Genomic DNA, 20,439 nt, shown 5'->3' on the forward strand with positions numbered 1-20,439 from the left:
CGGCTTCGGCGGCTCCCGCTCCCGCAGCGCAAGCCGCCCCTGCACCGGCAGCAGCGGCTCCCGCCGCCGCGGCCGCAGGCCCGGCCGCAACCATCGCCTTGAAAATCCCCGACATCGGCGACTTCAAGGATGTGGCAGTAACCGAGATCCTGGTCAAGGTGGGCGACACGGTGACGGCCGAGCAATCGCTGTTCACCGTCGAATCCGACAAGGCGTCGATGGAGATTCCATCGCCCGCCGCCGGCGTGATCAAGGCGCTGACGCTCAAGGTCGGCGACACCGTCAACATCGGTGATGTGATCGGCGAGATCGAAGGCGCTGGCGCTGCGGCGCCCGCAGCCTCGGCTCCCGCCGCCGCACCGGCTCCTGTGGCCGCGCCGGCCCCGGCCGCTGCGCCTGCAGCCGCGCCCGTGGCTGCGGCACCGGTCGCCGCCGTGCCCGCGCACAATCCCACGACCCCGCCTTCGGGCAAGCTGCCGCACGCTTCGCCTTCGGTGCGCAAGTTCGCGCGCGAACTCGGCGTGCCGCTCGAGGAGATCACCGGCACGGCGCAAAAGGGCCGCATCACCCAGGCCGACGTGCTGGCCTTCACCAAGCAGGTGATGTCCGGCGCGCTGCAGACCAAGGCCCAGGGCGCGGTCGCGCCCAAGGCCCAGGCTGCCGGCGGCGGCGCGGGTCTGGACCTGCTGCCCTGGCCCAAGGTCGACTTCGCCAAGTTCGGCCCGGTGGAACGCAAGGAGCTGTCGCGCATCAAGAAGATCAGCGGCGCCAACCTGCACCGCAACTGGGTCATGATTCCGCACGTCACCAACAATGACGAAGCCGACATCACCGAACTCGAAGCCTTCCGCGTGTCGACCAACAAGGAAAACGAGAAGAGCGGCGTCAAGGTGACGATGCTGGCTTTCGTGATCAAGGCCGTGGTCGCGGCGCTGAAGAAGTTCCCCGAGTTCAACGCCAGCCTCGACGGCGACACGCTGGTCTACAAGCAGTACTTCAACATCGGCTTTGCGGCGGACACGCCCAACGGCCTGGTGGTGCCCGTGCTCAAGGATGCCGACAAGAAGGGCATCATGCAGATCAGCCAGGAAATGGGCGAGCTCGCCAAGAAGGCGCGCGACGGCAAGCTCGGCGGCGCCGACATGCAGGGCGGCTGCTTCTCGATCTCGTCGCTGGGCGGCATAGGCGGCACGCACTTCACGCCCATCGTGAATGCGCCCGAAGTGGCGATCCTGGGCCTGTCCAAGGGCCAGATGAAGCCGGTGTGGGACGGCAAGCAGTTCGTTCCTCGCCTGCAGCTGCCGCTGTCGCTGTCGTACGACCACCGCGTCATCGACGGCGCGCTGGCCGCGCGCTTCAATGCCTATCTGGGCCAGTTGCTGGCGGACTATCGCCGCATCGTGCTGTAAGGAGTCATGCAGATGGCCATCATTGATATCAAGGTCCCTGACATCGGCGACTTCGACACCGTCGGCGTGATCGAGCTGCTGGTGCAGCCCGGCGACAAGGTTGCCGTGGACCAGAGCCTGATCACCGTCGAATCCGACAAGGCGTCGATGGAGATTCCCTCGTCGCATGCCGGCATCGTCAAGGAACTGCGCGTGAAGATCGGCGACCAGGTCGCCCAGGGCAGCGTGGTGCTGACGCTGGAAGCCGAAGCCGAAGCAGGTGCTTCGGCGCCGGCCCCGGCACCCGCACCCGCGCCTGTCGCTGCGGCGCCTGCACCTGCGCCCGCGGTGGCGCTGCCCACGGCGGCTGCCGGCGCAGCGCCGGCCGTGGCCGCGCCCGTGCCCCAGCAATATGCGGGCGCTGCGGCCGACCTCGAGTGCGACGTGGTCGTGCTCGGCGGCGGCCCCGGCGGCTATTCGGCAGCGTTCCGCGCGGCCGATCTGGGCCTCAAGGTGGTGCTGGTCGAGCGCTACGCGACGCTGGGCGGCGTGTGCCTGAACGTGGGTTGCATCCCGTCGAAGGCGCTGCTGCATGTCGCGGCGGTGATCGACGAGGTCAAGCACCTGTCGGCCGTGGGCGTGGAATTCGGTGCGCCCCAGGTCAACATCGACACGCTGCGCGGCCACAAGGAAAAGGTCATAGGCAAGCTGACCGGCGGTCTGGCGCAGATGGCGAAGATGCGCAAGGTCACGGTGCTGCGCGGCTACGGCCAGTTCGTCGGCAGCCACCACCTGTCGGTCGAAGCCACGCAAGGTGAAGGCACCGAGCGCAGCGGCACGACCCAGGTCGTGCAGTTCAAGAACGCCATCATTGCCGCGGGCTCGCAGGCCGTGCGCCTGCCGTTCATGCCCGAAGATCCGCGCGTGGTCGATTCCACGGGCGCGCTCGAACTCAAGGAAGTTCCCAAGCGCATGCTGATCCTGGGCGGCGGCATCATCGGCCTCGAAATGGGCACGGTGTATTCCACGCTGGGCGCGCGCCTGGATGTGGTCGAGATGATGGACGGCCTGATGCAGGGCGCGGACCGCGATCTGGTCAAGATCTGGCAGAAGATGAACGCGCCGCGTTTCGACAACATCATGCTCAAGACCAAGACCGTGGGTGCCGAGGCCACGCCCGAAGGCATCAAGGTCACGTTCGCGGCCGCCGAAGAGGGCGGCACGGCGCCCGAGCCGCAGACCTACGATCTGGTGCTGCAGGCCGTGGGCCGCACGCCCAACGGCAAGAAGCTCGCGGCCGAAGCCGCAGGCGTGTCGGTGACCGATCGCGGCTTCATTCCGGTCGACATCCAGATGCGCACCAGCGCGCCGCATATCTTTGCGATCGGCGACATCGTGGGCCAGCCCATGCTGGCGCACAAGGCGGTGCACGAGGCGCATGTGGCGGCCGAAGTGATCGCCGGCGAACTGCAGGGCAACAAGGAACTGGCCGCGGCCGCGTTCAATGCCCGCGTGATCCCCAGCGTCGCCTATACCGACCCCGAAGTCGCATGGGTGGGCCTGACCGAAGACCAGGCCAAGGCGCAGGGCATCAAGGTCAAGAAGGGCCTGTTCCCCTGGGCGGCCTCGGGCCGGGCGATTGCCAACGGCCGCGACGAAGGCGTGACCAAGCTGCTGTTCGACGATTCGCCCGAGGCCCATGGCCACGGCCGGATTCTTGGCGGCGGCATGGTCGGCACGCATGCAGGTGACATGATCGGTGAAATCGCCCTGGCGATTGAAATGGGTGCCGATGCCGTCGATATCGGCAAGACCATCCATCCGCATCCGACGCTGGGCGAGTCCATCGGCATGGCCGCGGAAGTCGCGCACGGCAGTTGCACGGACGTGCCTCCAGTGCGCAAGTAATTCGCGCGTCCGCGCGGGCCAGCAGGCCGCACATGCTCTTGCGGGCATGTGCGGCTTTTTTGCATGCCGCGGCGTCAGGTCAGGCTTGGCGCCCCATCGGGAATGATTTCATCGCGCACGCATTCCCGAATGGAATCGGGCACGGTCGCTTCGGACGCGATCACGGTCTGCGGGCCGCAATCGCTTTGTCTGGTGAGGTGGTAGCGAAAGCCGTCGCGCACCCAGGCAGGTGCATCGGCGGGCTCCACAAAGAGACTGCGCAAGGTGCTCTGGTCTGTCGGACTCAGATCCTTGGCCAGGATATGGCCGCGGCTGCGAATGCGCGATCCAGGCATGCCGTAGCCTGCAAGGCCGCCAAGCCGCTCGACATCGATGCGCCCCCAGCCCGCGACGGGGCTGGACATCAGCAGTTCGGCGCGCATGTCACAGCCCCACTTTCTTCCAGCCGGCATTGATGCCGACGTCGACGGCCGACTCCCTGCCGAACAGTTCGGCTGCGGCCTGCCGGGTCTGGTCCGCGAATTCCGCCATGGTCATGCGCGGGCGCTGGCCTGCATTGGAGATCACGTGGTACCAGGCCTTTCCGACGGTGTTCCAGCTCTTGCCGCCCACCTGCCGGCACGCGGTGCTGAACGCGAGGTTGGGCGGGCCGCTGCTGAAGTGTGGATCCATGCCGGGCTTGATTTCCGAGTAGTGCACGGGCTGGGGCGCCAGGCAATGCTTGCCGCCGGGATCGGACAGGTCGCGCAGGCAGGTGAAGCCGCGATTGAGCGATGTCTTGCCGAGAATGTCATTGCCTATGAGCCAGTCGGCGCTCGCTGCATCCTGGTTGAGCCGCCATTGGCGGAACATCGAGCCGAAGCAGTCGGAAATGCTTTCGTTGAGGCCGCCGGGCTCGTCGTCGTAGTCGAGCTGCAGCGTGTACTGGGTCAGGCCGTGAGTGAGTTCATGGCCTATCACATCAATACCCAGCGTGAAATCGGTGAACAGTTCGCCATCACCGTCGCCGTAGATCATCTGCAGTCCGTTCCACATGGCATTGTTGTATTTCTTGCCATAGTGCACCGAGGACATCAGCGTCATTCCGGCGTTGTCCGCGGAGTTGCGCTTGAAGACCTGGCGCAGGAAGGTCGCGAGGTAGTCGGTTTCCGTGTAGGTGCGACTGACCGTGGGATCCTCGGACCTGGCCGGTTCCCTGACCTGTGAGCCCGGCAGGCTCAATGTCTGCTTGCAATCGAACAAGGTGACTTCGGGATTTTCGGTCAGCGTCGTGAGCGTGTGGGTTTCAAGCAAAAACCCGGCGAGCTTCTTGTTCTGCAGCCTTATGTCACGGAAATGCGTGCTCAGCCGCGCCGAGTACTCCGCATTCTTGCAAAGCTCCTCGGACAGCTGGGGATCACAGGCCCAGCGCTTGAGCACCTCGTCCGGAACGATCTGGCATTGGCATCGGTACATTTTGAACCCTCCCGGTCAAGCAGTGGAAGGGGCATACGCCGCAAGCCTCGAGCCCATCGGGCTGGGGCGGTGGCGGAGTGTCCCTCTCCGTTCGGCAGGAGCGCGGACTGCGTTCCAGCGGCCGTGAATTGATGGTAAATCCGGGGTGGAAGAGGGCATCCAGAGGCCCTACTTGCGCGGATGATTCCGCGCGGGTCAGCAGGGCTGCAGCAGGTGCTCGTTGAGGTAATGCCACTGCGCGGGCGTGACTTCACTGATCGACAGGCGATTGCCTTTTTGCAACACCGTCATGTCGGCGAGCGCGGGGTGGGAGCGCAGTTCGGCAATCCCCACCGGCCGGGTCTTGTGCAGCGCCTTGACATCGACCAGCAGCCAGCGCGGCTTGTCGGGGCTGGAGCGCGGATCATGATAAGGGCTTGCGGGGTCGAACTGCGTGGGATCCACGCGCGCTTCGCTGGCAATGCAGGCCAGCCCGTAGATGCCGGGCTCGGCGCAACTGGAGTGCCAATAGAGCACGCCGTCGCCGACCTGCATCTGGTCGCGCATGAAGTTGCGCGCCTGGTAATTGCGCACGCCGCTCCATGCCAGCGTGGCATGGGGCGCGGCCAGCGCGTGGTCTATGGATTCGGTTTCGGGCTCATTTTTCATGAGCCAGAAGCGACGCGGGGTAGAGGGGGTGGAAGATGCAGCAGGCATGGCTGCATTGTGGCAAAGCCCGCGCTGGCTTGCCGGTTCAGTGACGCGCGGCGTTGCGCGCTGCGCGCTGGCGCAGTGCGTCGGCGTGCGCCGTGCTGCCCACGGGCAGGTCGACGTCGGAGCTTTGCGCCACGCGGATGCAGTCGCGGATATGCTGCTCGCCGAGAAAGCGCAGCGCGGCATAGCCCAGGGCGGCGGCGGTCGCCGTACCCAGAATCGGCACGAACTTGCTGACCTGTTTGGCGGCCATGCGCGTGGCGACTTTCTGCACCAGCCGGATGAGCATTTCGCGCGTGACGAGTTTGCCGATCAGCACCGAACCGACGATGGCCACGGCTTTCTGAATGCCTTCGCGCCGCGAGGGCTCGAGCGCGTCGAGCTGCTCCACGCTCAGGCCGAACTCCTTGCTGATGCGCGGCACCAGGCGCGATAGCAGCGCGGCATCCACCGCCCAGTCCAGACCGGGAATGGGCACGGCGCTGACGAATGCGCCCGCAAGCGCACGCCTGTGCAGCAGCTTGCGCGAGCGCTGCGCGGCGGCATCGATCTGCGCCTGCCGGGCGGGCGCCGCAGCGCCTTCGGTTCCGGTGGCCTGGCTCATCGGTCGGCGGTCTTGCCGCGCACGAACTGGTAGATCACCAGCAGCACGATCGCACCCACGATGGAAGCGATCCAGCCCGCGGCATCGCCTTGCTGGTACCAGCCCATGGCCACGCCGATATAGCTGGCCAGAAAGGCGCCGGCAATGCCCAGCAAGATGGTCATGATCCAGCCCAGACTGTCGTCGCCGGGTTTGACGGCGCGTGCAATGAGGCCCACGATCAGACCGACGATCAAGGTTCCGAGAAGAGAGAACATAAGGTGGGCTCCTTGAGTGTGAGGGATTCGACACCTGACTCTAGTGCCCAGCCCATGGCAAGCCATGTCGGACAGGGGCTTAACCTGTCGCTCAGCCTGCCTGCCAGCGACGAATCATCGGCTCAGCGCGTCATGGCGAGCGGATCGCCTGCGAGCTCGGCGGTTTCGACGCGGCGCGCGCCATCGAAGCGGTGCGACCAATATGGCGTCTGCATGCTTTCGACGCGCACTGTTGCTCCCGAGCGCGGCGAATGAATGAACTTGCCTTCGCCCACATAGATGCCGACATGGCTGAACGTGCGGCGCATGGTGTTGAAGAACACCAGGTCGCCAGGGCGCAACTCGTTCTTGTCGATCTTCTGCGTGACATTTGCCTGCTCGTCGGCGCGGCGCGGCAGCACCAGGCCCACGGTCTGCGAGTAGATGGCACGCACGAAACCGCTGCAGTCGAAGCCCGTGGTGGCATTGTTGCCGCCGCGGCGATAGGGTACGCCCAGGAAGCCCATGGCCGTGCCGACCAGTTCGGACGTGCGCGCTGCCACGTTTTGGCCGGCTTCATGCAATTGCGTATTGATTTGGGAGATGAGGCCCTTGCTGACCAGCAAGCGCTGCATGTCGTCGTCGGCGGAGCGACTGTCAGGCGCGGCATGGGCGCTGACACAGGTAAAAAGAAGAGCACACAACCATCTGGACATGGAGACAAAGGGTAACATGGAAAGCTTGGGCGACATACCCTGAAATGGGGATTTACAGTTTTTTTCCGGATTGGATCGCATTTGCATGGGCGGCCCGCCGCTCTGGCTCAGAGGGAGCCCATCAGGCCCCAGGGACGGGCCCGGGCTGCGACAATGCAGCCATTGCGGACCGAAAAAGAAAGATTTCCATGTTGCTTGACTCGTTTGAATCCCAGCTGGTACTGGTGGACTACCAGGAACGCCTGATGCCGGCCATTTTTGAAGGCCAGGCCGTGCTGGCCAATGCCCGCCTGCTGGCCCAGGTCGCCCGGCTGCTCGAAGTGCCTGTCTGGGGCACGGAGCAAAATCCTTCCAAGCTGGGCGCCAACGACGCGCAGCTGCGTGCGCTGTGCCAGCGCACCCTGGCCAAGATGCAGTTCAGCGGCGTTGAGGAAGGCCTGGGCGAATGGCTGCGTCCGCCTGCACGTCCCCAGGGCGGCAATGCACGCAGCCTGCCCAAGCACCTGCAAAAGCCCCAGACCCAGGAAGCCGAGCGCGGCACCATCGTGCTCGCGGGCTGCGAAGCCCATGTGTGCCTGCTGCAGACCGCGCTCGATCTGGTCGAGGAAGAGTTCGACGTCTGGGTCGTGACCGATGCCTGCAGCTCGCGCACCGAGCGCAACCGTGACGCGGCCTTCGACCGGCTCGCCGGTGCGGGTGTTGAATTGGTGACCACCGAAATGGTGGCGTTCGAGTGGCTGGGCAGTTGCGAGCATCCGGCATTCAAGGATGTGCTGGCGCTGATCAAGTAAGCCGGCATGCGCCTGCGCGCCGCCGCGCGGGCGCCACCAGGCCGGCCTACAATGGCCGCCTCTGTTTCGCTGGCGCCGCCCATGGCGCCGGTGTTCACCCTCTACTAGAGTCATTCCGTGCAGCTGACACCTTCCATTTTCAAAGCCTATGACATCCGCGGCGTCGTGCCGACGACCCTGAACGAAGCCGTGGTGCGCGGTGCAGGCCTGGCTTTCGGTCAGGCCGCGCGCGCCGAAGGGCAGACCACCGTGGCCGTGGGCCGTGATGGCCGCTTGTCGGGTCCGGCGCTGTCGGCGGCCTTGATCGATGGCCTGGTGGCCGCGGGCATCGAAGTGATCGATATCGGTGTCGCGACCACGCCCATGCTGTATTTCGCGGCCGCGACGCTGTGCCAAAGCGGCATCCAGGTCACGGGCAGCCACAATCCCAAGGACTACAACGGCCTGAAGATGGTGCTCAACGGCCGTGCAATTTACGGTGAAGAGATCCAGGCGTTGCGCCGCACCATGGAAGAAGAGAGCTGGCAGCTGCTGCCCGGCGGCTCGGTGCGCCATGCCGACGTGCTGGCCGATTACACCGCGCGCATCGTCGGCGATGTGAAGCTCGCGCGGCCCATGAAGATCGTCGTCGATTGCGGCAACGGCGTGGCCGGCGCCTCGGCTCCGGGCATCTTCCGCGCGCTGGGCTGCGAAGTGATCGAGCTGTTTTCCGAAGTCGACGGCAACTTCCCCAACCACCATCCCGACCCGAGCAAGCCCGAGAATCTGCGCGATCTGATCGCCGCGCTTGCGCACAGCGATGCCGAGCTGGGCCTGGCGTTCGACGGCGATGGCGACCGCCTGGGCATCGTGACCAAGGACGGCAGCAATATCTTTCCCGATCGGCAGATGATGCTGTTCGCCGCCGACGTGCTGTCGCGCGTGCCCGGCGGCCACATCGTGTTCGACGTCAAATGCAGCCAGCGGCTCGCGCCCGCGATCCGCCAAGCCGGCGGCGAGCCGGTGATGTTCAGGACCGGACACTCGCTGATCAAGGCGCGCATGAAGGAGCTCGATTCGCCGCTGGGCGGCGAGATGAGCGGCCATATCTTCTTCAAGGAGCGCTGGTTCGGTTTCGACGACGGCACCTATGCGGGCTGCCGCCTGCTGGAAATCGTCAGCCGCAGCGCCGATCCGAGCGCGCAGCTGTTGGCCCTGCCCACCAGCCATTCGACGCCCGAGCTGAATGTGGCCTGCGCCGAAGGCGAGCCGCACCGCCTCACGGCCGAACTGCAGGCGCTCGCGGCCAGCAGCTTTGCGGCCCCGGCCCAGCTCAACACCATCGACGGACTGCGCGTCGACTGGCCCGACGGCTTCGGCCTGATCCGCGCGAGCAACACCACGCCGGTGCTGGTGCTGCGTTTCGAAGGCCATACGCCCGAAGCACTGCACCGCATCGAGGCCGAGATGCTGGCGCTGCTCGAGCGCGTCAAGCCCGGCGCGCAAGTCGGCAGCGCCGCGCATTAAATGAACTGGGCACTGGCGCTGTATTCGGCGCTGACCTGGGTCGCGCAGCCGCTGCTGCGGCGCAAGCTGCGCCAGCGCGCGCGCGCCGAGCCGGGCTACGCTTTCAAGGTCGGGGAGCGCTTTGGCCATTACGAGCCAGAGAGTCTGGGGCGTGACGGCGCGGGCCGCTGGATCTGGGTGCATGCGGTGTCGCTGGGCGAGACGCGCGCCGCGGCGATACTGATCACCGCGCTGCGCGCGCAATTGCCCGACATGCGGCTGCTGCTCACGCATGGCACGGCCACGGGCCGCGCCGAAGGCCAGAAGCTGCTGCGCAGCGGCGACCTGCAGGTCTGGCAGCCCTGGGATACGCGCGCCGCCGTCGAGCGCTTCGTCGCGCAATTTCGGCCCGCCGTCGGCGTGCTGATGGAAACCGAAGTCTGGCCCAATCTTGCTGCGATCTGCCGCGCGCGCGGCGTGCCGCTGGCGCTGGCCAATGCGCGGCTCAACAGCAAGTCGCTGGACAAGGCCTTGAAGCTGTCGGCGCTGTCCATGCCCGCCTACCAGGCGCTGGCCGCGGTCTGGGCCCAGACCCAGGCCGATGCCCAGCGGCTGCGCGCGCTCGCGGCGCCGGTGCACGGCGTGCTGGGCAATCTCAAGTTCGACGTGCTGCCCGATGCGGGCCTGCTCGCGCAGGGCGCGCAATGGCGCCACCGTTCGGCGCGTCCCGTGGTGATGCTGGCCAGCAGCCGCGAAGGCGAGGAGGAGCTGTTCATCGCCGCCTTGCGCCGACTCGGCGCGCAGGCGCTCAAAGTGCAATGGCTGGTCGTGCCGCGCCATCCGCAGCGTTTCGAGTCCGTCGCGCTGGCGCTGCAGGCCGCGGGTCTGCGGGTTTCGCGGCGCAGCGAATGGCTGGGCGCGCCGCCGCGCGCGCTGGCCCAGGCAGGCGAGGAATGCCTGTGGCTGGGCGATTCGCTGGGCGAGATGCCTCTTTATTACGGCATGGCCGATGCCGCGCTGCTCGGCGGCAGCTTTGCGCCGCTGGGCGGCCAGAATCTGATCGAGGCCGCGGCCTGTGGCTGCCCTATGCTGGTCGGGCCCTCGACGTTCAACTTCGCCGAAGCGGCCGAACTCGCCTGCGCGGCGGGCGCGGCGCGGCGGGTGGCGGATCTCGACGCGGGTGTGCAGGCTGCGCTGGTGCTGGTGCACGATGTGCCCGCGCGCACCGCAGCCGTCGCGCATTGCCTGGAGTTTGCCCAGGCCCACCGCGGCGCGGCGCAGGCGACGGCGATGGCCATAGAGCAGCTGCTGCACAGCGGCCCCATCAATCGCCGCTGAGCGGCGGTGTGCGTATCAACGCGTCGCGGCGGCGTCGGTGCTCAGCAGGGCATTGACGGCGCGCAGGTCGTCGCTGCTGAGCGTGCCCGCGGCCTGGCGCAGCTTGAGCTGGCCCAGGATCAGGTTGTAGCGCGCCAGCGCCAGATCGCGCTTGGTCTGGTAGAGCTGGCTTTGCGCATTGAGCACGTCGATGTTGATGCGCACGCCCACTTCGTAGCCCAGCCGGTTGGCGTCCAGCGCGCTCTGGCTCGAGGCCTCGGCGGCTTCGAGCGCGCGGATCTGGCCCTGGCCCGATTGCACGCCATAGAACGCGGCGCGCGTGGACTGCGCCACGCTGCGGCGCGCGTTGTCGAGATCGGCTTCGGCCTTGCGTTCCAGCGACAGCGTTTCCTTGACGCGGTTCTGCACGGAAAAGCCCGCGAACAGCGGCATGTTGAGCTGCACACCCACGCTCGCGACATTGGTGCGAAAGCCGTTGTTGGGCGCGGTGACCGTGCCTTGCGGGTTGTTGTTGACGCTGTAGCCGGCCTGCAGGTCGACCGTGGGCAGGTGGCCGGTTTCGGCCTTGCGCGTTTCGAGCCGCGCGACATCGAGCGCGAGCTGGGCCTGGCGCAGTTGCGGCTGCATGCCCTGCGACACATCGACCCAGGCCTGGGGATCGGCGGGCGACAGCGGCGGCAGCACCACGGGCTGGGCCAGCGGCAGCGGCTGCACGCCGGGCGTGCCCACGAGCTGCTCGAGCGCCAGGCGCTTGACGCGCAGATCGTTGTCGGCCGCGATTTCCTGGGCGACGATCAGGTCGTAGCGTGCCTGCGCTTCGCGTGCATCGGTGATGGTCGCATTGCCTACGTCGAAATTGCGCTGGGCGAACGCGCGCTGCTCGGACACCGCTTCCTTTTGCGCCTGCACGAAGCGCAGCGCGTCTTGGGCGCCGAGCACATCGAAATAGGCCTGGCTGGTGCGCACGATCAGGTCCTGCTCGGCCGCGTCGCGCTGTGCCAGCGCGATTTCGAAGCTGCGCTGGCCCTGGGTGAAGGCAATGCGGTTGGCGGGCCGGTACAGCGGCTGAGAAGCGCTCAGCGTCGCAGTCTGGGTGCTCGCGTTGAGCGTGAAGTCGGGTCGGCTGATTTCGGTGCGCGCGCGGCTCGCGCCCGCCTGCAGGCCGACCGAAGGCAGCAGGCCGGCGCGCGCCTGTTCCGAGCGGCTGTAGGCCGCATCGGTTTCGGCCTGGCGCGCCTGCCATACGGCGTCGAAGCCGCGCGCGCGTTCGGCGAGCTCGACCAGGCTTTGCGACTGCGCCAGCGGCGCGAAAGCGAGGATGGCCAAGAGAGTGCTGGCATTGCGCCAGGGGGTGGGCGAGAACCGCAGCGTGCGGGCCAGGGGCATGGTGTTCCTTGCTAAGAGAAGGCTGCCGCGCCGCGCGTGCGAGGGCACGGACAGACACGGAGAAAAGACCCCGGCGCCATCGCCTGGGTCTCAGTACAGGGGAACCGCCTGGTCGCGCTCGCGCGACCAGGCATCGATTCCGCCGGTAATGTTGGTGACCTGCTCGAACCCCTGGTTGAGCAGGAACATGCCCACATGCATGCTGCGCATGCCGTGGTGGCACAGGCAGGCAATGGGGCGCTCCGGGTCCAGCTCCTGCTGGCGCGCGGGAATGTCCTGCATGGGAATGTTCACCAGTTCAAAGCCTTGCGGCGTGACGCTGGCGGTCGCGCATTCCCAGGGCTCGCGCACGTCGAGCACCAGCGGCGTCAGGCCCTGGGCCTGGACCTGTTGCAGCCATTGGTCGAATTGCGCGGGGCGGACTTGGGCAAGCATCTGCGGCTCCGGGGGCTCAGAACTTGAACGGCGAAGGCTCGGCGAAACCGACCAGACGCGGCGCGTAGGTGTCCCAGGGCGAGGTGGTCTCGAAGCTGTTGCCCGTGCGGGTGACAAACGTGGCGCGCATCACGGGTTCGTGGCCGACGATAGCGCCCAGACGGCCGCCTTCGGTCAGGTGCTGCAGCAGCGCGGGTGGCACCTGTGCGACCGAGCCGCTGAGCACGATCACATCGAACGGGCCTTCGGGCAGCGGGTCGCTGGCGCCGTCGGCCAGACGCACGGTGGCATTGGTCACGCCCGCGCCAGCCAGGTTTTCACGCGCCAGTTCGGCGAGTTCGGGCACGATTTCCAGGCTCAGCACTTCGCGTGCCTGGTGGGCCAGCAAGGCCGCCATGTAGCCCGAACCGGCGCCGATTTCGAGCACCTTGTCGGTGGGCTGGATGCGCAGGTCCTGCAGCATGCGGGCTTCGACGCGCGGCGCAAGCATGTTCCAGCCCTTCTGGGTCGCTTCCTCGGGCGTGCCGTGCAGCGGAATCTCGATGTCCATGAAGGCCAGGCCCTGGTGCTCGGGGGCGACGAATTGTTCGCGCGGCACCTCGTTGAGCGTATCCAGCACGTCCTGCTCCAGCACGTTCCAGGGGCGGATTTGCTGCTGGATCATGTTGAAGCGCGCCTGCTCGACTGGGTCGTTGGCGTTGGCTGAGGTGTTCAAGGGCATGTTCATGGGGTTACTCCGGGGAAAGGCTGATCACGACAAACCTTTGATTCTACGAGGGAGTGGGTACATGTTTCACCGAGGGTCTGCTTTGTGGCGTGTTCGACCCGAAAGGCGCCGCGCCCAGTTGGCGAGATCGTCCATGTAGCAGTACATCACCGGCACCACCACCAGCGTCAACAGCGAGGAGGTGATCACCCCGCCAATGACCGCCTGGCCCATGGGCGCGCGCTGCTCCGAGCCTTCGCTGACCGCCAGGGCCAGCGGCAGCATGCCGAAGATCATGGCCAGCGTGGTCATCAGAATGGGGCGCAGCCGCACGCGCGCCGCCAGCAGCAGCGCCGGCTCGCGCGCCAGCCCCGGCGTGACCGCGCCGGTCGCGGGGTCGGTCTGGTCCTGGCGCGCGCGGATGGCGAAATCGACCAGCAGGATGGCGTTCTTCGTCACCAGGCCCATCAGCATGATCACGCCTATCATCGAGAACATCGACAGCGCCGAGCCGAACATCAGCAAGGCCAGCACCACGCCGATCAGCGTGAGGGGCAGGGCGGTCATCAGCGCCATCGGCTGCAGAAAGCTCTTGAACTGGCTGGCAAGAATCATGTAGATGAAGACGATGGCCAGGGCCAGGGCCGACAGCGCGTAGCCGAACGATTCGTCCATGTCCTTGGTCGAGCCATTGAACTGCCAGCTGTAGCCCGGGGCCAGCGTCAGGCCCTTGAGCGCGCTGCGGATGTCGGCCGAGACTTCGCCGACCGAGCGAAACGACACGTTGGCAGTGATGGACACTTCGCGCGTCAGCGCGCGCCGGTTGATCTGGCTGGGGCCGGCCGAGGCGCGGATGTCCGCCACCTGGTCCAGCCGTATGCTGCGCCGCGTGCCGTCCTGGGCCGTGACCAGCAGCGGCAGCCGGCCCAGCTGCAGCGGCGACAGCCGGTCTTCGGGCGCGAGGCGCAATTGCACATCGTAGGTTTCGTCGTTGCTCGCGCGCCAGTTGCCCACGTCCTGGCCTGCAAGCAGCGTGCGCAGCGCGCTTGCCACGGCACCGGTCGACAGCCCCAGGTCGGATGCGGCCTCGCGCTTGATCGCCAGCGTCACGCGCGGCGTGTCGCTTTCGAGACTGGAGTCGACATCGACCAGGCCAGGGATGTCGCGTATCAACGCCAGCGCCTGCTGGTTGAGCCGGCCCAGTTCGGCCAGGTCCTGGCCCTGCAGCGAGAACGCGATCTGTTTTTGCCCGCCCACCGGATCGAGCAGGCCCACCTGGGTCACGGTGATGCCCGCGATCTGGCGCAATTGCGTGCGCAGCTCGGTCGCCAGCGCCTCGGCGCTGCGCGCGCGCTGGTGGCGGTCCGTGAGGCGCACATAGATGCTCGCATGGGTCTTGCCGCGCGCCGCTCCGGTGTTGATGGTGGCGAGCGTGTAACGCACTTCGGGCATGGCGCGCAGCAGCGCCTCGACCTGCCTGGCCTTGGCTTCGGTGGTCTCTATCGAGCTGCCCTGGGGCGTGTGGAACTGCACCGTGGTTTCGGAGAAATCGGCCTTGGGCACGAACTCCGTGCCCAGCAGCGGCACCATCATCACGCTGAGCGCGAAGATCGCCAGCGCCGACAGCGCAGTCGCGAGCCGGTGTCCCAGCGCCCAGCGCAGGATCTGCTGGTAGACGCCGGCCAGCTGCTCGGTCATGCGCTCGAACCAGCCGGTCACGCGGCCTATGCTGCGGTCGTACAAGCTCCTGCGCTGGCCGGACCCGGACGGCGCGTGGACGCTGGGGTCGTGCCAGACGCTGGACATCATGGGGTCCAGCGTGAAGCTCACGAACATCGAAATCAGCACCGCGACGACGATGGTCAGCCCGAACTCGTGGAAGAACTTGCCGATGATGCCCTGCATGAAGCCTATGGGCAGGAACACCGCGACGATGGACAGCGTGGTTGCAAGCACGGCCAGGCCGATCTCCTGCGTGCCGTCGAGCGCCGCCGCATAGGGCGTCTTGCCCATCTGCAGGTGGCGCACGATGTTCTCGCGCACCACGATGGCGTCGTCGATCAGCAGCCCCACGCACAGCGACAGCGCCATCAGCGTCACCATGTTGATCGAAAAGCCCAGCCAGTGCATGAACAGGAAGGTGCCTATCAGCGCGATCGGCAGCGTGAGCCCGGTGATGACCGTGGAGCGCCAGGAGTTGAGGAACAGAAACACGATCAGCACCGTGAGCGCCGCGCCTTCGATCAGCGTCTGGCGGACGTTGTCCACGGCCACGCGTATGGGCCGCGCCATGTCGCCTATGGCTTCGAGGCGCACGCCCGCAGGCAGCTCGGCCTGCATCGCGGCCACGGCGCGGCGCAGGCCGTCGACGACTTCTATGGTGTTGTCGCCCTGGGCCTTTTGCACCGACAGCAGCAGGCTGCGCTGGCCGTTGTACAGCGCCAGGCTCTCGATTTCCTGCGCGCCGTCGAGCACGCGCGCGAGCTGGCCCAGCCGCACCGCGCTGCCCTGGCGGCGCGCGACGATGATGTCGGCGAAGTCTTCGGGGCGCTGCATGCGCGCGTCGATCTGCACCATGCGCTCCTGCGCCAGCGAGCGCACGGCGCCCAGCGGCAGATCCTGGTTTTCGCTGCGCACCGCCTGCGCGACCTGGTCGACGCTGATGCCGAAAGCCTCCAGCGCCTGGGGATCGAGATAGAGATTGATTTCGCGCGGCGTCGCACCGACCAGATTGACGGCCCCCACGCCGCGCACGTTCTCCAGCCGTTTCTTGAGCACCTGCTCGGCCCAGCTCGTGAGCTCGACCGGCGACAGCGGCGGGTCGCGGCCCTCGCCCGTGGGCAGCACGGCCAGCGACCAGACCGCGGCATCGGCGGGATCGAAGCGCTGCACACGCGGCTCCTCGACTTCGTCGCGCAGCAAGGGGCGCACCGCGGCGACCTTCTCGCGCACATCCTCGGCGGCCCGGCGGCCGTCGATCTGCAGCTGGAATTCGATGATCACCACGCTGGTGCCCGCGTAGCTGCGCGAAGTCAGTGCATTGATGCCGGCCACCGAGTTCACGCCTTCCTCGATCTTGCGCGTGACTTCGCTTTCGACGATCTCGGGCGCGGCGCCCGGGTAGGCGACGGTCACCACCACCACCGGGAAGTCGATGTTGGGAAACTGGTCGACCTTGAGCCGCTGGTAGGAAAACACGCCCAGCACCAGCAGCGCGAGCATCACCATGGTCGCGAACACCGGGTTGTGCAGACTGACGCGGGTGAACCACATGCGTGCGGGCTTTCAGCGGGCGCCGACGCTGGCCGAGATCTCGACGCGCGTGCCTTCGCGCAATGCCCCGGCACCGGCTGCCACGACCCGGCTGCCTTCGTCCACGCCCTCGATCGCGGCCCAGGCCTGGCCGTCGATCAAGGCCCGCGCGCCCACGCTCACCGGCCGGTGGGCAATGGTCAGCTGGCCATCGGTCGTCGTCTGCACCAGCTGCACATAGGGCTGGGGCTTGTCGGTCAGCACGGCGTCCAGCGGCAGCACCAGCGGCGCGGGCGACGCGCTGGTCTCCAGATCGATCTGGCCCTGCAGGAACATGCCGGGACGCAGCACCGGGGCCGTACCGCTGGCGGCGGCGGGCGGGCGCAGCTGCAGATAGACCGCCACGCTGCGCGTCGCGGCGTCGGCGCGGGGGCTCACACGCACCACGCGCGCCGTGAATTCCTGCGCGCTGCCGTCAAGCCGCAGCCTTGCCGTCTGGCCCACGCGCACCTGCAGCGCGTCGGCGGGCGGCAGCAGTGCCTGCAGCTGCAGCTCGCGCAGGTCAACGATTTCAAGCACCTTGGTCTCCACGGCCACGCGTTCGCCGTTGTTGACCAGGCGCTGCGCGACCTGGCCGGCGATCGGGCTGCGCAGCACGGTGTCGGCCACGGCCTTGCGCGCGACATCGGCCTGTGCCAGCGCCGACTGGTACTGCGCCTGCGCGGCCTGCAGATTGGCGTCGGAGGTGCGCAGCGCGGTCTGCGAAATGAAGCCCTGGGCCACCAGCGCCTCATTGTTGCTGTGCTGGCGCTGCTGTATGGACAGCTGGGCGCGCGCGGCCTCGGCTTCCTGCTGGGCCTGGCGCAGGCGCGCGCTGGCGTCGGCCGCATCGACGCGCGCCAGCACCTGGCCGGCCTGCACGCTGTCGCCTTCGCGCACGGCCAGGTCCTGCAGCGTTCCCGCGGCATAGGACTTGATGCTTGCCACCTGCAGCGCCTCGACCACGCCTGATACCTGTACGCCCAGCGGCAACGCGCGCCGCTGCACCGTGAGCACTTCGCCGGGCTGCAGGCGCAAAGGCATGGGCGCCGCGCTGGCCGCTTGCTGGCCGGCCTGCTGCTGGTGCTGGCGCTTGATGAGGGCGCGGCCCACGGCGAAGGCGATGGCCAGCGCCGCGGCGATCACCAGGAGCAGTATTTTGCGGCGCGTCATGGGGCTGGAGTGGTTCAGGGTCTGAGCGCGAGCCCGCGCACGAGGTTGTCTATCTGTGCCTCGAGATAGGCTTGCGGGCTGAACGGCATGACGGCGCAGCCGCTGCCCGCGCCCTGGTCCGCGGGCGCCGGCCCGCACCAGGCCATCGAGTTCTGCCAGAACATCAGGAACATCATGGGCGCGAGCACCAGATAGACGCCCGTGTCCAGGTCCAGCGGGCGGATTTCGCCGCGCGCGATGCCGCGCTCCAGAATGCGCCGCACCAGCGCATTGCCCGGCACCATCACTTCGCGCTGGTAGAAATGCGCGAGCGCGGGGAAGTTGCGCGCCTCGCTGCACATCAGCTTGGTGATGCCTGCAGCCTTGGTGCTGCCTATGCGCTCCCACCACACGGCGTAGCAGTGGCGCAGCAGGGCTTCGCTGTCGCCTTCGAAGACATCGAGTTCGAGCTGCCATTCGGCAAAGCGCCCGGCGATGTTCTCGCGCACCACGGCCTTGAACAGTTCTTCCTTGCTCGCGAAGTAGAGAAACAGCGTGCCCTTGGAGACGCCGGCGCGCGCTGCGACTTCCTCCACGCGCGTGGCGGCATAGCCTTTTTCGACGAACAGGTCGAGCGCCGCGGCCAGCAGTTCGCCGGGGCGGGCGTTCTTGCGGCGCGAGCGGCGCTGCGGCTCGGAGGCGTCGGCAGTCGGCATGGAAGGGGCGGAAGCGGAATGGGGCATGTTAATGACTAATGGGTTATTAATATAACCAGGGCGTTTGCGAGCGTCAATGCAAGGGCGCGTGATGCCGCATTGGCGTTCAATCGCGCAGCGGGTTGGAGGGCATCGCCGGTGGCGCAAAGAGGGCGGCTTCCACCCGATCCAGCAACCATGGCAAATCGGGGCCTTGCTCCATCTTCAGGGCCAGGGCGCTGCAGGCCCGGGCCACATCGGGTGATGAAAGCAGGCGCGCCAGTTGCCTTTGCATGCGGCGGGCAGACAAGCGCCTGGCCAGCAGCACTTCGGCAACACCCCATTGTCGGGCGCGAAGCCCATTGTCAAACTGGTCATAGGCAAACGGCACTATCAGTTGGGGGGTGCCCGACCGCAAGGCATCGGCCGTGGTGCCTATGCCGCCGTGATGCACCAGCGCCGCCGCGCGTGGCAAGAGCGCGCAGAAAGGTGCATGGGCCTGCCACAGTACATGGGGCGGCAATGCCGCAGGCAGTTGCGCCGCATGCGGTGTGACAAAGATCGCCCTGCGGCCCAGCCGCTGCAGCGCCTGCAAGGCCGCGGTGAAATACCGTGCGGCATGCTGGTGGCCGGTGCCGGGCGTAAAGACAATCGGTGCGTCGCCCGATGACAGAAACTGCTGCAGCTCGGACGACAGCGTCGCCGTGCACTGCGCGCCGGGTCCGACAAAATCGCCGTCTGAAAAAGAGGCCGGCCAATCGGGCGCGGTGGGCGCGTACCAGCTCGGAAACAGGCCCATAGAGACGCTTGGCGCCGCCAGCATGTGTTCGAAGAAATGCGCGACCGCAGGCAGGCCCGCTTGACCGCGCGCTGCATTGAGATGGGGCAATGTGACGGGATCGATCCAGCCCCGGTGGATCAGCTTCCACAGCGCCTGCCGCCATGGGATAGGCACCCAGGCGGGAACTCGCAACGAACCGGCGGTAAGCATGTCGTGGCTGCTGCACAAATTTGCCGGGGCGAGGTAGGCCGCGACAATCCGCAAGTCGGGGCGTACCGATCGGGCCAGCGCTGCCATGGGCACCAGAATCGGATGGGTCAACACCACGCAGGATTCATGCGCCGGCAATTGCGCAATGAACTCGCGCAAGGCGCCAAGGTGGGGCACGAGTCCGCGCCAGATCACGCCCCAGCCCTTGCGTTCGTCCCAGAGATCCGGGTTGCTCAGCAGTGCTTGCCACGCTTCATCGGTTCCGAACGTCAGGCAGGGAATTCCTGCGGCGGCGACCCGGGGCTCGTGGAAGCGGGGCACCAGCATGAGCACCTGGCGACCGCGTTGCAGCAGCCCCTGGCTCAATATGATGAACGGCAGAATGTCGCCCCCGGTTCCGCTGGTGGCGACGAGGATCAGCGGTTCTGCGCCAGCATGCGATCCACCGCCCGCTGGATCGGTCTGTGCAGTGCCTTGGACGTCGATCATTGCTTGCGCGCCTTCTTGTTGTGCTGCTCAGAAAATGTCCTGAATGAACTTGTTCAGCTCACTTTCTTCCAGCAACTCGATGGAGAAGCTGCCGAATTTTTTGGGCAGCCAGAGAATGCGTGTGCCGCTGGGGGACTCTAGGCTGGTCTTTGCCAAAGCGTTGCCGTTCTCGTCTTCGGGTTGCACGCCCTGGGCGACGAATGCATCGTAGGCGGCTTCTATGTTCGGCGTCGTATAGCAGTGGCGGTAGATCGTGCCTTCGCCGTGGCTGTCCAGCAGGTCCTTGAGGTTGCCTTGAAGGGGTTGGACCAGAATGAAGCGTTCTTGGCCAAACCGCACCATCGCATAGCGCACCCGCAGACCGCCACGATCCCAGGCCTGGATTCTGGAGATTTCGGCGCAAAAGAGGCGGGCGTAGTAGCGGCACGCCGCTTCAAGGTCGTTGACCAGCACGTCGATGTGACTGAACTTGAGATCCATGAGGGCTTTCAATCTAACGGTGTGGCATCCATATGATGAATTGTCATCTGGATCGAGCGTATGGGATTGCTGCGACGTACCCTAAACTCGGCCTGCCTTTCCATCCCATCTCAGGACCTATCCGCCATGGAAAAAACTCCTCAAAGTCAACAAGACAGCCAGCTGGAAACGATTTACCTCGCGGGCGGCTGCTTCTGGTG

Annotated in this window: 19 protein-coding genes; 5 read left to right on the forward strand and 14 right to left on the reverse strand. The window is 66.7% G+C overall.

Going from position 1 to position 20,439, the window contains the following annotated elements; genetic code table 11:
• On the forward strand, positions 1–1,409 hold a 1,409-nt coding region (gene aceF / locus RR928_RS18950), incomplete at its 5' end, for a dihydrolipoyllysine-residue acetyltransferase (protein ID WP_332683756.1).
• Between the two features lie 12 nt (positions 1,410–1,421).
• Complete coding sequence (lpdA, locus tag RR928_RS18955) at positions 1,422–3,296, forward strand: dihydrolipoyl dehydrogenase (protein ID WP_332683758.1); 1,875 nt, start codon at positions 1,422–1,424, stop codon at positions 3,294–3,296.
• A 74-nt stretch (positions 3,297–3,370) separates the two neighbouring features.
• Here lpdA and RR928_RS18960 read toward each other — a convergent pair whose 3' ends face one another.
• The 6 genes from RR928_RS18960 to RR928_RS18985 form a co-directional block, all read right to left on the reverse strand.
• Entirely contained in the window at positions 3,371–3,718 is a 348-nt protein-coding gene (locus RR928_RS18960; RefSeq protein ID WP_332534674.1) for a protealysin inhibitor emfourin, read from the reverse strand.
• 1 nt (position 3,719) lies between these two features.
• The gene (locus RR928_RS18965; RefSeq protein WP_332534673.1) at positions 3,720–4,751 is read right to left on the reverse strand and encodes a M4 family metallopeptidase; all 1,032 of its coding nucleotides are present in this window, start codon (positions 4,749–4,751) and stop codon (positions 3,720–3,722) included.
• Positions 4,752–4,946: 195 nt separating this feature from the next.
• Positions 4,947–5,399, reverse strand: a complete 453-nt coding sequence (locus RR928_RS18970) for an EVE domain-containing protein (protein WP_332534672.1) — start codon at positions 5,397–5,399, stop codon at positions 4,947–4,949.
• An 85-nt stretch (positions 5,400–5,484) separates the two neighbouring features.
• Positions 5,485–6,048 (reverse strand): hypothetical protein, encoded by a 564-nt coding sequence (locus RR928_RS18975; protein WP_332534670.1) that lies wholly within the window; start codon positions 6,046–6,048, stop codon positions 5,485–5,487.
• Positions 6,045–6,305, reverse strand: a complete 261-nt coding sequence (locus tag RR928_RS18980) for a GlsB/YeaQ/YmgE family stress response membrane protein (protein ID WP_332534669.1) — start codon at positions 6,303–6,305, stop codon at positions 6,045–6,047. Before RR928_RS18980 ends, RR928_RS18975 begins: the two co-directional genes overlap by 4 nt.
• 122 nt (positions 6,306–6,427) lie before the next feature.
• Positions 6,428–7,000 (reverse strand): C40 family peptidase, encoded by a 573-nt coding sequence (locus RR928_RS18985; RefSeq protein ID WP_332534697.1) that lies wholly within the window; start codon positions 6,998–7,000, stop codon positions 6,428–6,430.
• Positions 7,001–7,188: 188 nt separating this feature from the next.
• On the opposite strand from RR928_RS18985, the gene RR928_RS18990 reads away from it, so the two are divergent.
• The 3 genes from RR928_RS18990 to RR928_RS19000 all read left to right on the forward strand — a co-directional run bounded on the left by RR928_RS18990 (position 7,189) and on the right by RR928_RS19000 (position 10,614).
• Entirely contained in the window at positions 7,189–7,791 is a 603-nt protein-coding gene (locus RR928_RS18990) for an isochorismatase family protein (protein ID WP_332534668.1), read from the forward strand.
• A 117-nt stretch (positions 7,792–7,908) separates the two neighbouring features.
• Complete coding sequence (locus tag RR928_RS18995) at positions 7,909–9,297, forward strand: phosphomannomutase/phosphoglucomutase (protein ID WP_332549146.1); 1,389 nt, start codon at positions 7,909–7,911, stop codon at positions 9,295–9,297.
• Positions 9,298–10,614: a 3-deoxy-D-manno-octulosonic acid transferase gene (locus RR928_RS19000; protein ID WP_332534665.1), complete on the forward strand. Its 1,317-nt coding sequence runs from the start codon at positions 9,298–9,300 to the stop codon at positions 10,612–10,614.
• A gap of 15 nt (positions 10,615–10,629) precedes the next feature.
• On the opposite strand, the gene RR928_RS19005 is transcribed toward RR928_RS19000, so the two are convergent.
• The 8 genes from RR928_RS19005 to RR928_RS19040 all read right to left on the reverse strand — a co-directional run bounded on the left by RR928_RS19005 (position 10,630) and on the right by RR928_RS19040 (position 20,239).
• On the reverse strand, positions 10,630–12,000 hold the full coding sequence (locus RR928_RS19005) for a TolC family outer membrane protein (RefSeq protein ID WP_332534664.1): 1,371 nt from the start codon (positions 11,998–12,000) through the stop codon (positions 10,630–10,632).
• Between the two features lie 90 nt (positions 12,001–12,090).
• On the reverse strand, positions 12,091–12,435 hold the full coding sequence (locus tag RR928_RS19010) for a rhodanese-like domain-containing protein (protein WP_332534662.1): 345 nt from the start codon (positions 12,433–12,435) through the stop codon (positions 12,091–12,093).
• 16 nt (positions 12,436–12,451) lie between these two features.
• Entirely contained in the window at positions 12,452–13,162 is a 711-nt protein-coding gene (locus RR928_RS19015; RefSeq protein WP_332534661.1) for a protein-L-isoaspartate O-methyltransferase family protein, read from the reverse strand.
• Between the two features lie 66 nt (positions 13,163–13,228).
• Positions 13,229–16,414 (reverse strand): efflux RND transporter permease subunit, encoded by a 3,186-nt coding sequence (locus RR928_RS19020; RefSeq protein WP_332549142.1) that lies wholly within the window; start codon positions 16,412–16,414, stop codon positions 13,229–13,231.
• Positions 16,415–16,426: 12 nt separating this feature from the next.
• Positions 16,427–17,605 (reverse strand): efflux RND transporter periplasmic adaptor subunit, encoded by a 1,179-nt coding sequence (locus RR928_RS19025; RefSeq protein WP_332534658.1) that lies wholly within the window; start codon positions 17,603–17,605, stop codon positions 16,427–16,429.
• 14 nt (positions 17,606–17,619) lie between these two features.
• Positions 17,620–18,300, reverse strand: coding sequence for a TetR/AcrR family transcriptional regulator (locus RR928_RS19030; protein ID WP_332549139.1), 681 nt, complete (start codon positions 18,298–18,300; stop codon positions 17,620–17,622).
• Positions 18,301–18,406: 106 nt separating this feature from the next.
• On the reverse strand, positions 18,407–19,357 hold the full coding sequence (locus tag RR928_RS19035) for a glycosyltransferase (RefSeq protein ID WP_332683766.1): 951 nt from the start codon (positions 19,355–19,357) through the stop codon (positions 18,407–18,409).
• Positions 19,358–19,786: 429 nt separating this feature from the next.
• Positions 19,787–20,239 carry a VOC family protein gene (locus tag RR928_RS19040; RefSeq protein ID WP_332534652.1) on the reverse strand — a complete coding sequence of 151 codons (453 nt, stop codon included), beginning with the start codon at positions 20,237–20,239 and terminating at the stop codon, positions 19,787–19,789.
• Between the last annotated feature and the right edge of the window lie 200 nt (positions 20,240–20,439).

Origin of the sequence: Comamonas sp. (assembly GCF_036666375.1) — a bacterium.
Classification (GTDB): Bacteria; Pseudomonadota; Gammaproteobacteria; order Burkholderiales; family Burkholderiaceae_C; genus Comamonas.

Excerpts from the sequence above, each read along its gene's own strand:
- lpdA (WP_332683758.1), top strand. The coding sequence starts at position 1,422 with ATGGCCATCATTGATATCAAGGTCCCTGACATCGGCGACTTCGACACC.
- RR928_RS18960 (WP_332534674.1), bottom strand. The coding sequence starts at position 3,718 with ATGCGCGCCGAACTGCTGATGTCCAGCCCCGTCGCGGGCTGGGGGCGC.
- RR928_RS18965 (WP_332534673.1), bottom strand. The coding sequence starts at position 4,751 with ATGTACCGATGCCAATGCCAGATCGTTCCGGACGAGGTGCTCAAGCGC.
- RR928_RS18970 (WP_332534672.1), bottom strand. The coding sequence starts at position 5,399 with ATGAAAAATGAGCCCGAAACCGAATCCATAGACCACGCGCTGGCCGCG.
- RR928_RS18975 (WP_332534670.1), bottom strand. The coding sequence starts at position 6,048 with ATGAGCCAGGCCACCGGAACCGAAGGCGCTGCGGCGCCCGCCCGGCAG.
- RR928_RS18980 (WP_332534669.1), bottom strand. The coding sequence starts at position 6,305 with ATGTTCTCTCTTCTCGGAACCTTGATCGTCGGTCTGATCGTGGGCCTC.
- RR928_RS18985 (WP_332534697.1), bottom strand. The coding sequence starts at position 7,000 with ATGTCCAGATGGTTGTGTGCTCTTCTTTTTACCTGTGTCAGCGCCCAT.
- RR928_RS18990 (WP_332534668.1), top strand. The coding sequence starts at position 7,189 with ATGTTGCTTGACTCGTTTGAATCCCAGCTGGTACTGGTGGACTACCAG.
- RR928_RS19000 (WP_332534665.1), top strand. The coding sequence starts at position 9,298 with ATGAACTGGGCACTGGCGCTGTATTCGGCGCTGACCTGGGTCGCGCAG.
- RR928_RS19005 (WP_332534664.1), bottom strand. The coding sequence starts at position 12,000 with ATGCCCCTGGCCCGCACGCTGCGGTTCTCGCCCACCCCCTGGCGCAAT.
- RR928_RS19010 (WP_332534662.1), bottom strand. The coding sequence starts at position 12,435 with ATGCTTGCCCAAGTCCGCCCCGCGCAATTCGACCAATGGCTGCAACAG.
- RR928_RS19015 (WP_332534661.1), bottom strand. The coding sequence starts at position 13,162 with ATGAACATGCCCTTGAACACCTCAGCCAACGCCAACGACCCAGTCGAG.
- RR928_RS19020 (WP_332549142.1), bottom strand. The coding sequence starts at position 16,414 with ATGTGGTTCACCCGCGTCAGTCTGCACAACCCGGTGTTCGCGACCATG.
- RR928_RS19025 (WP_332534658.1), bottom strand. The coding sequence starts at position 17,605 with ATGACGCGCCGCAAAATACTGCTCCTGGTGATCGCCGCGGCGCTGGCC.
- RR928_RS19030 (WP_332549139.1), bottom strand. The coding sequence starts at position 18,300 with ATGCCGACTGCCGACGCCTCCGAGCCGCAGCGCCGCTCGCGCCGCAAG.
- RR928_RS19035 (WP_332683766.1), bottom strand. The coding sequence starts at position 19,357 with ATGGCAGCGCTGGCCCGATCGGTACGCCCCGACTTGCGGATTGTCGCG.
- RR928_RS19040 (WP_332534652.1), bottom strand. The coding sequence starts at position 20,239 with ATGGATCTCAAGTTCAGTCACATCGACGTGCTGGTCAACGACCTTGAA.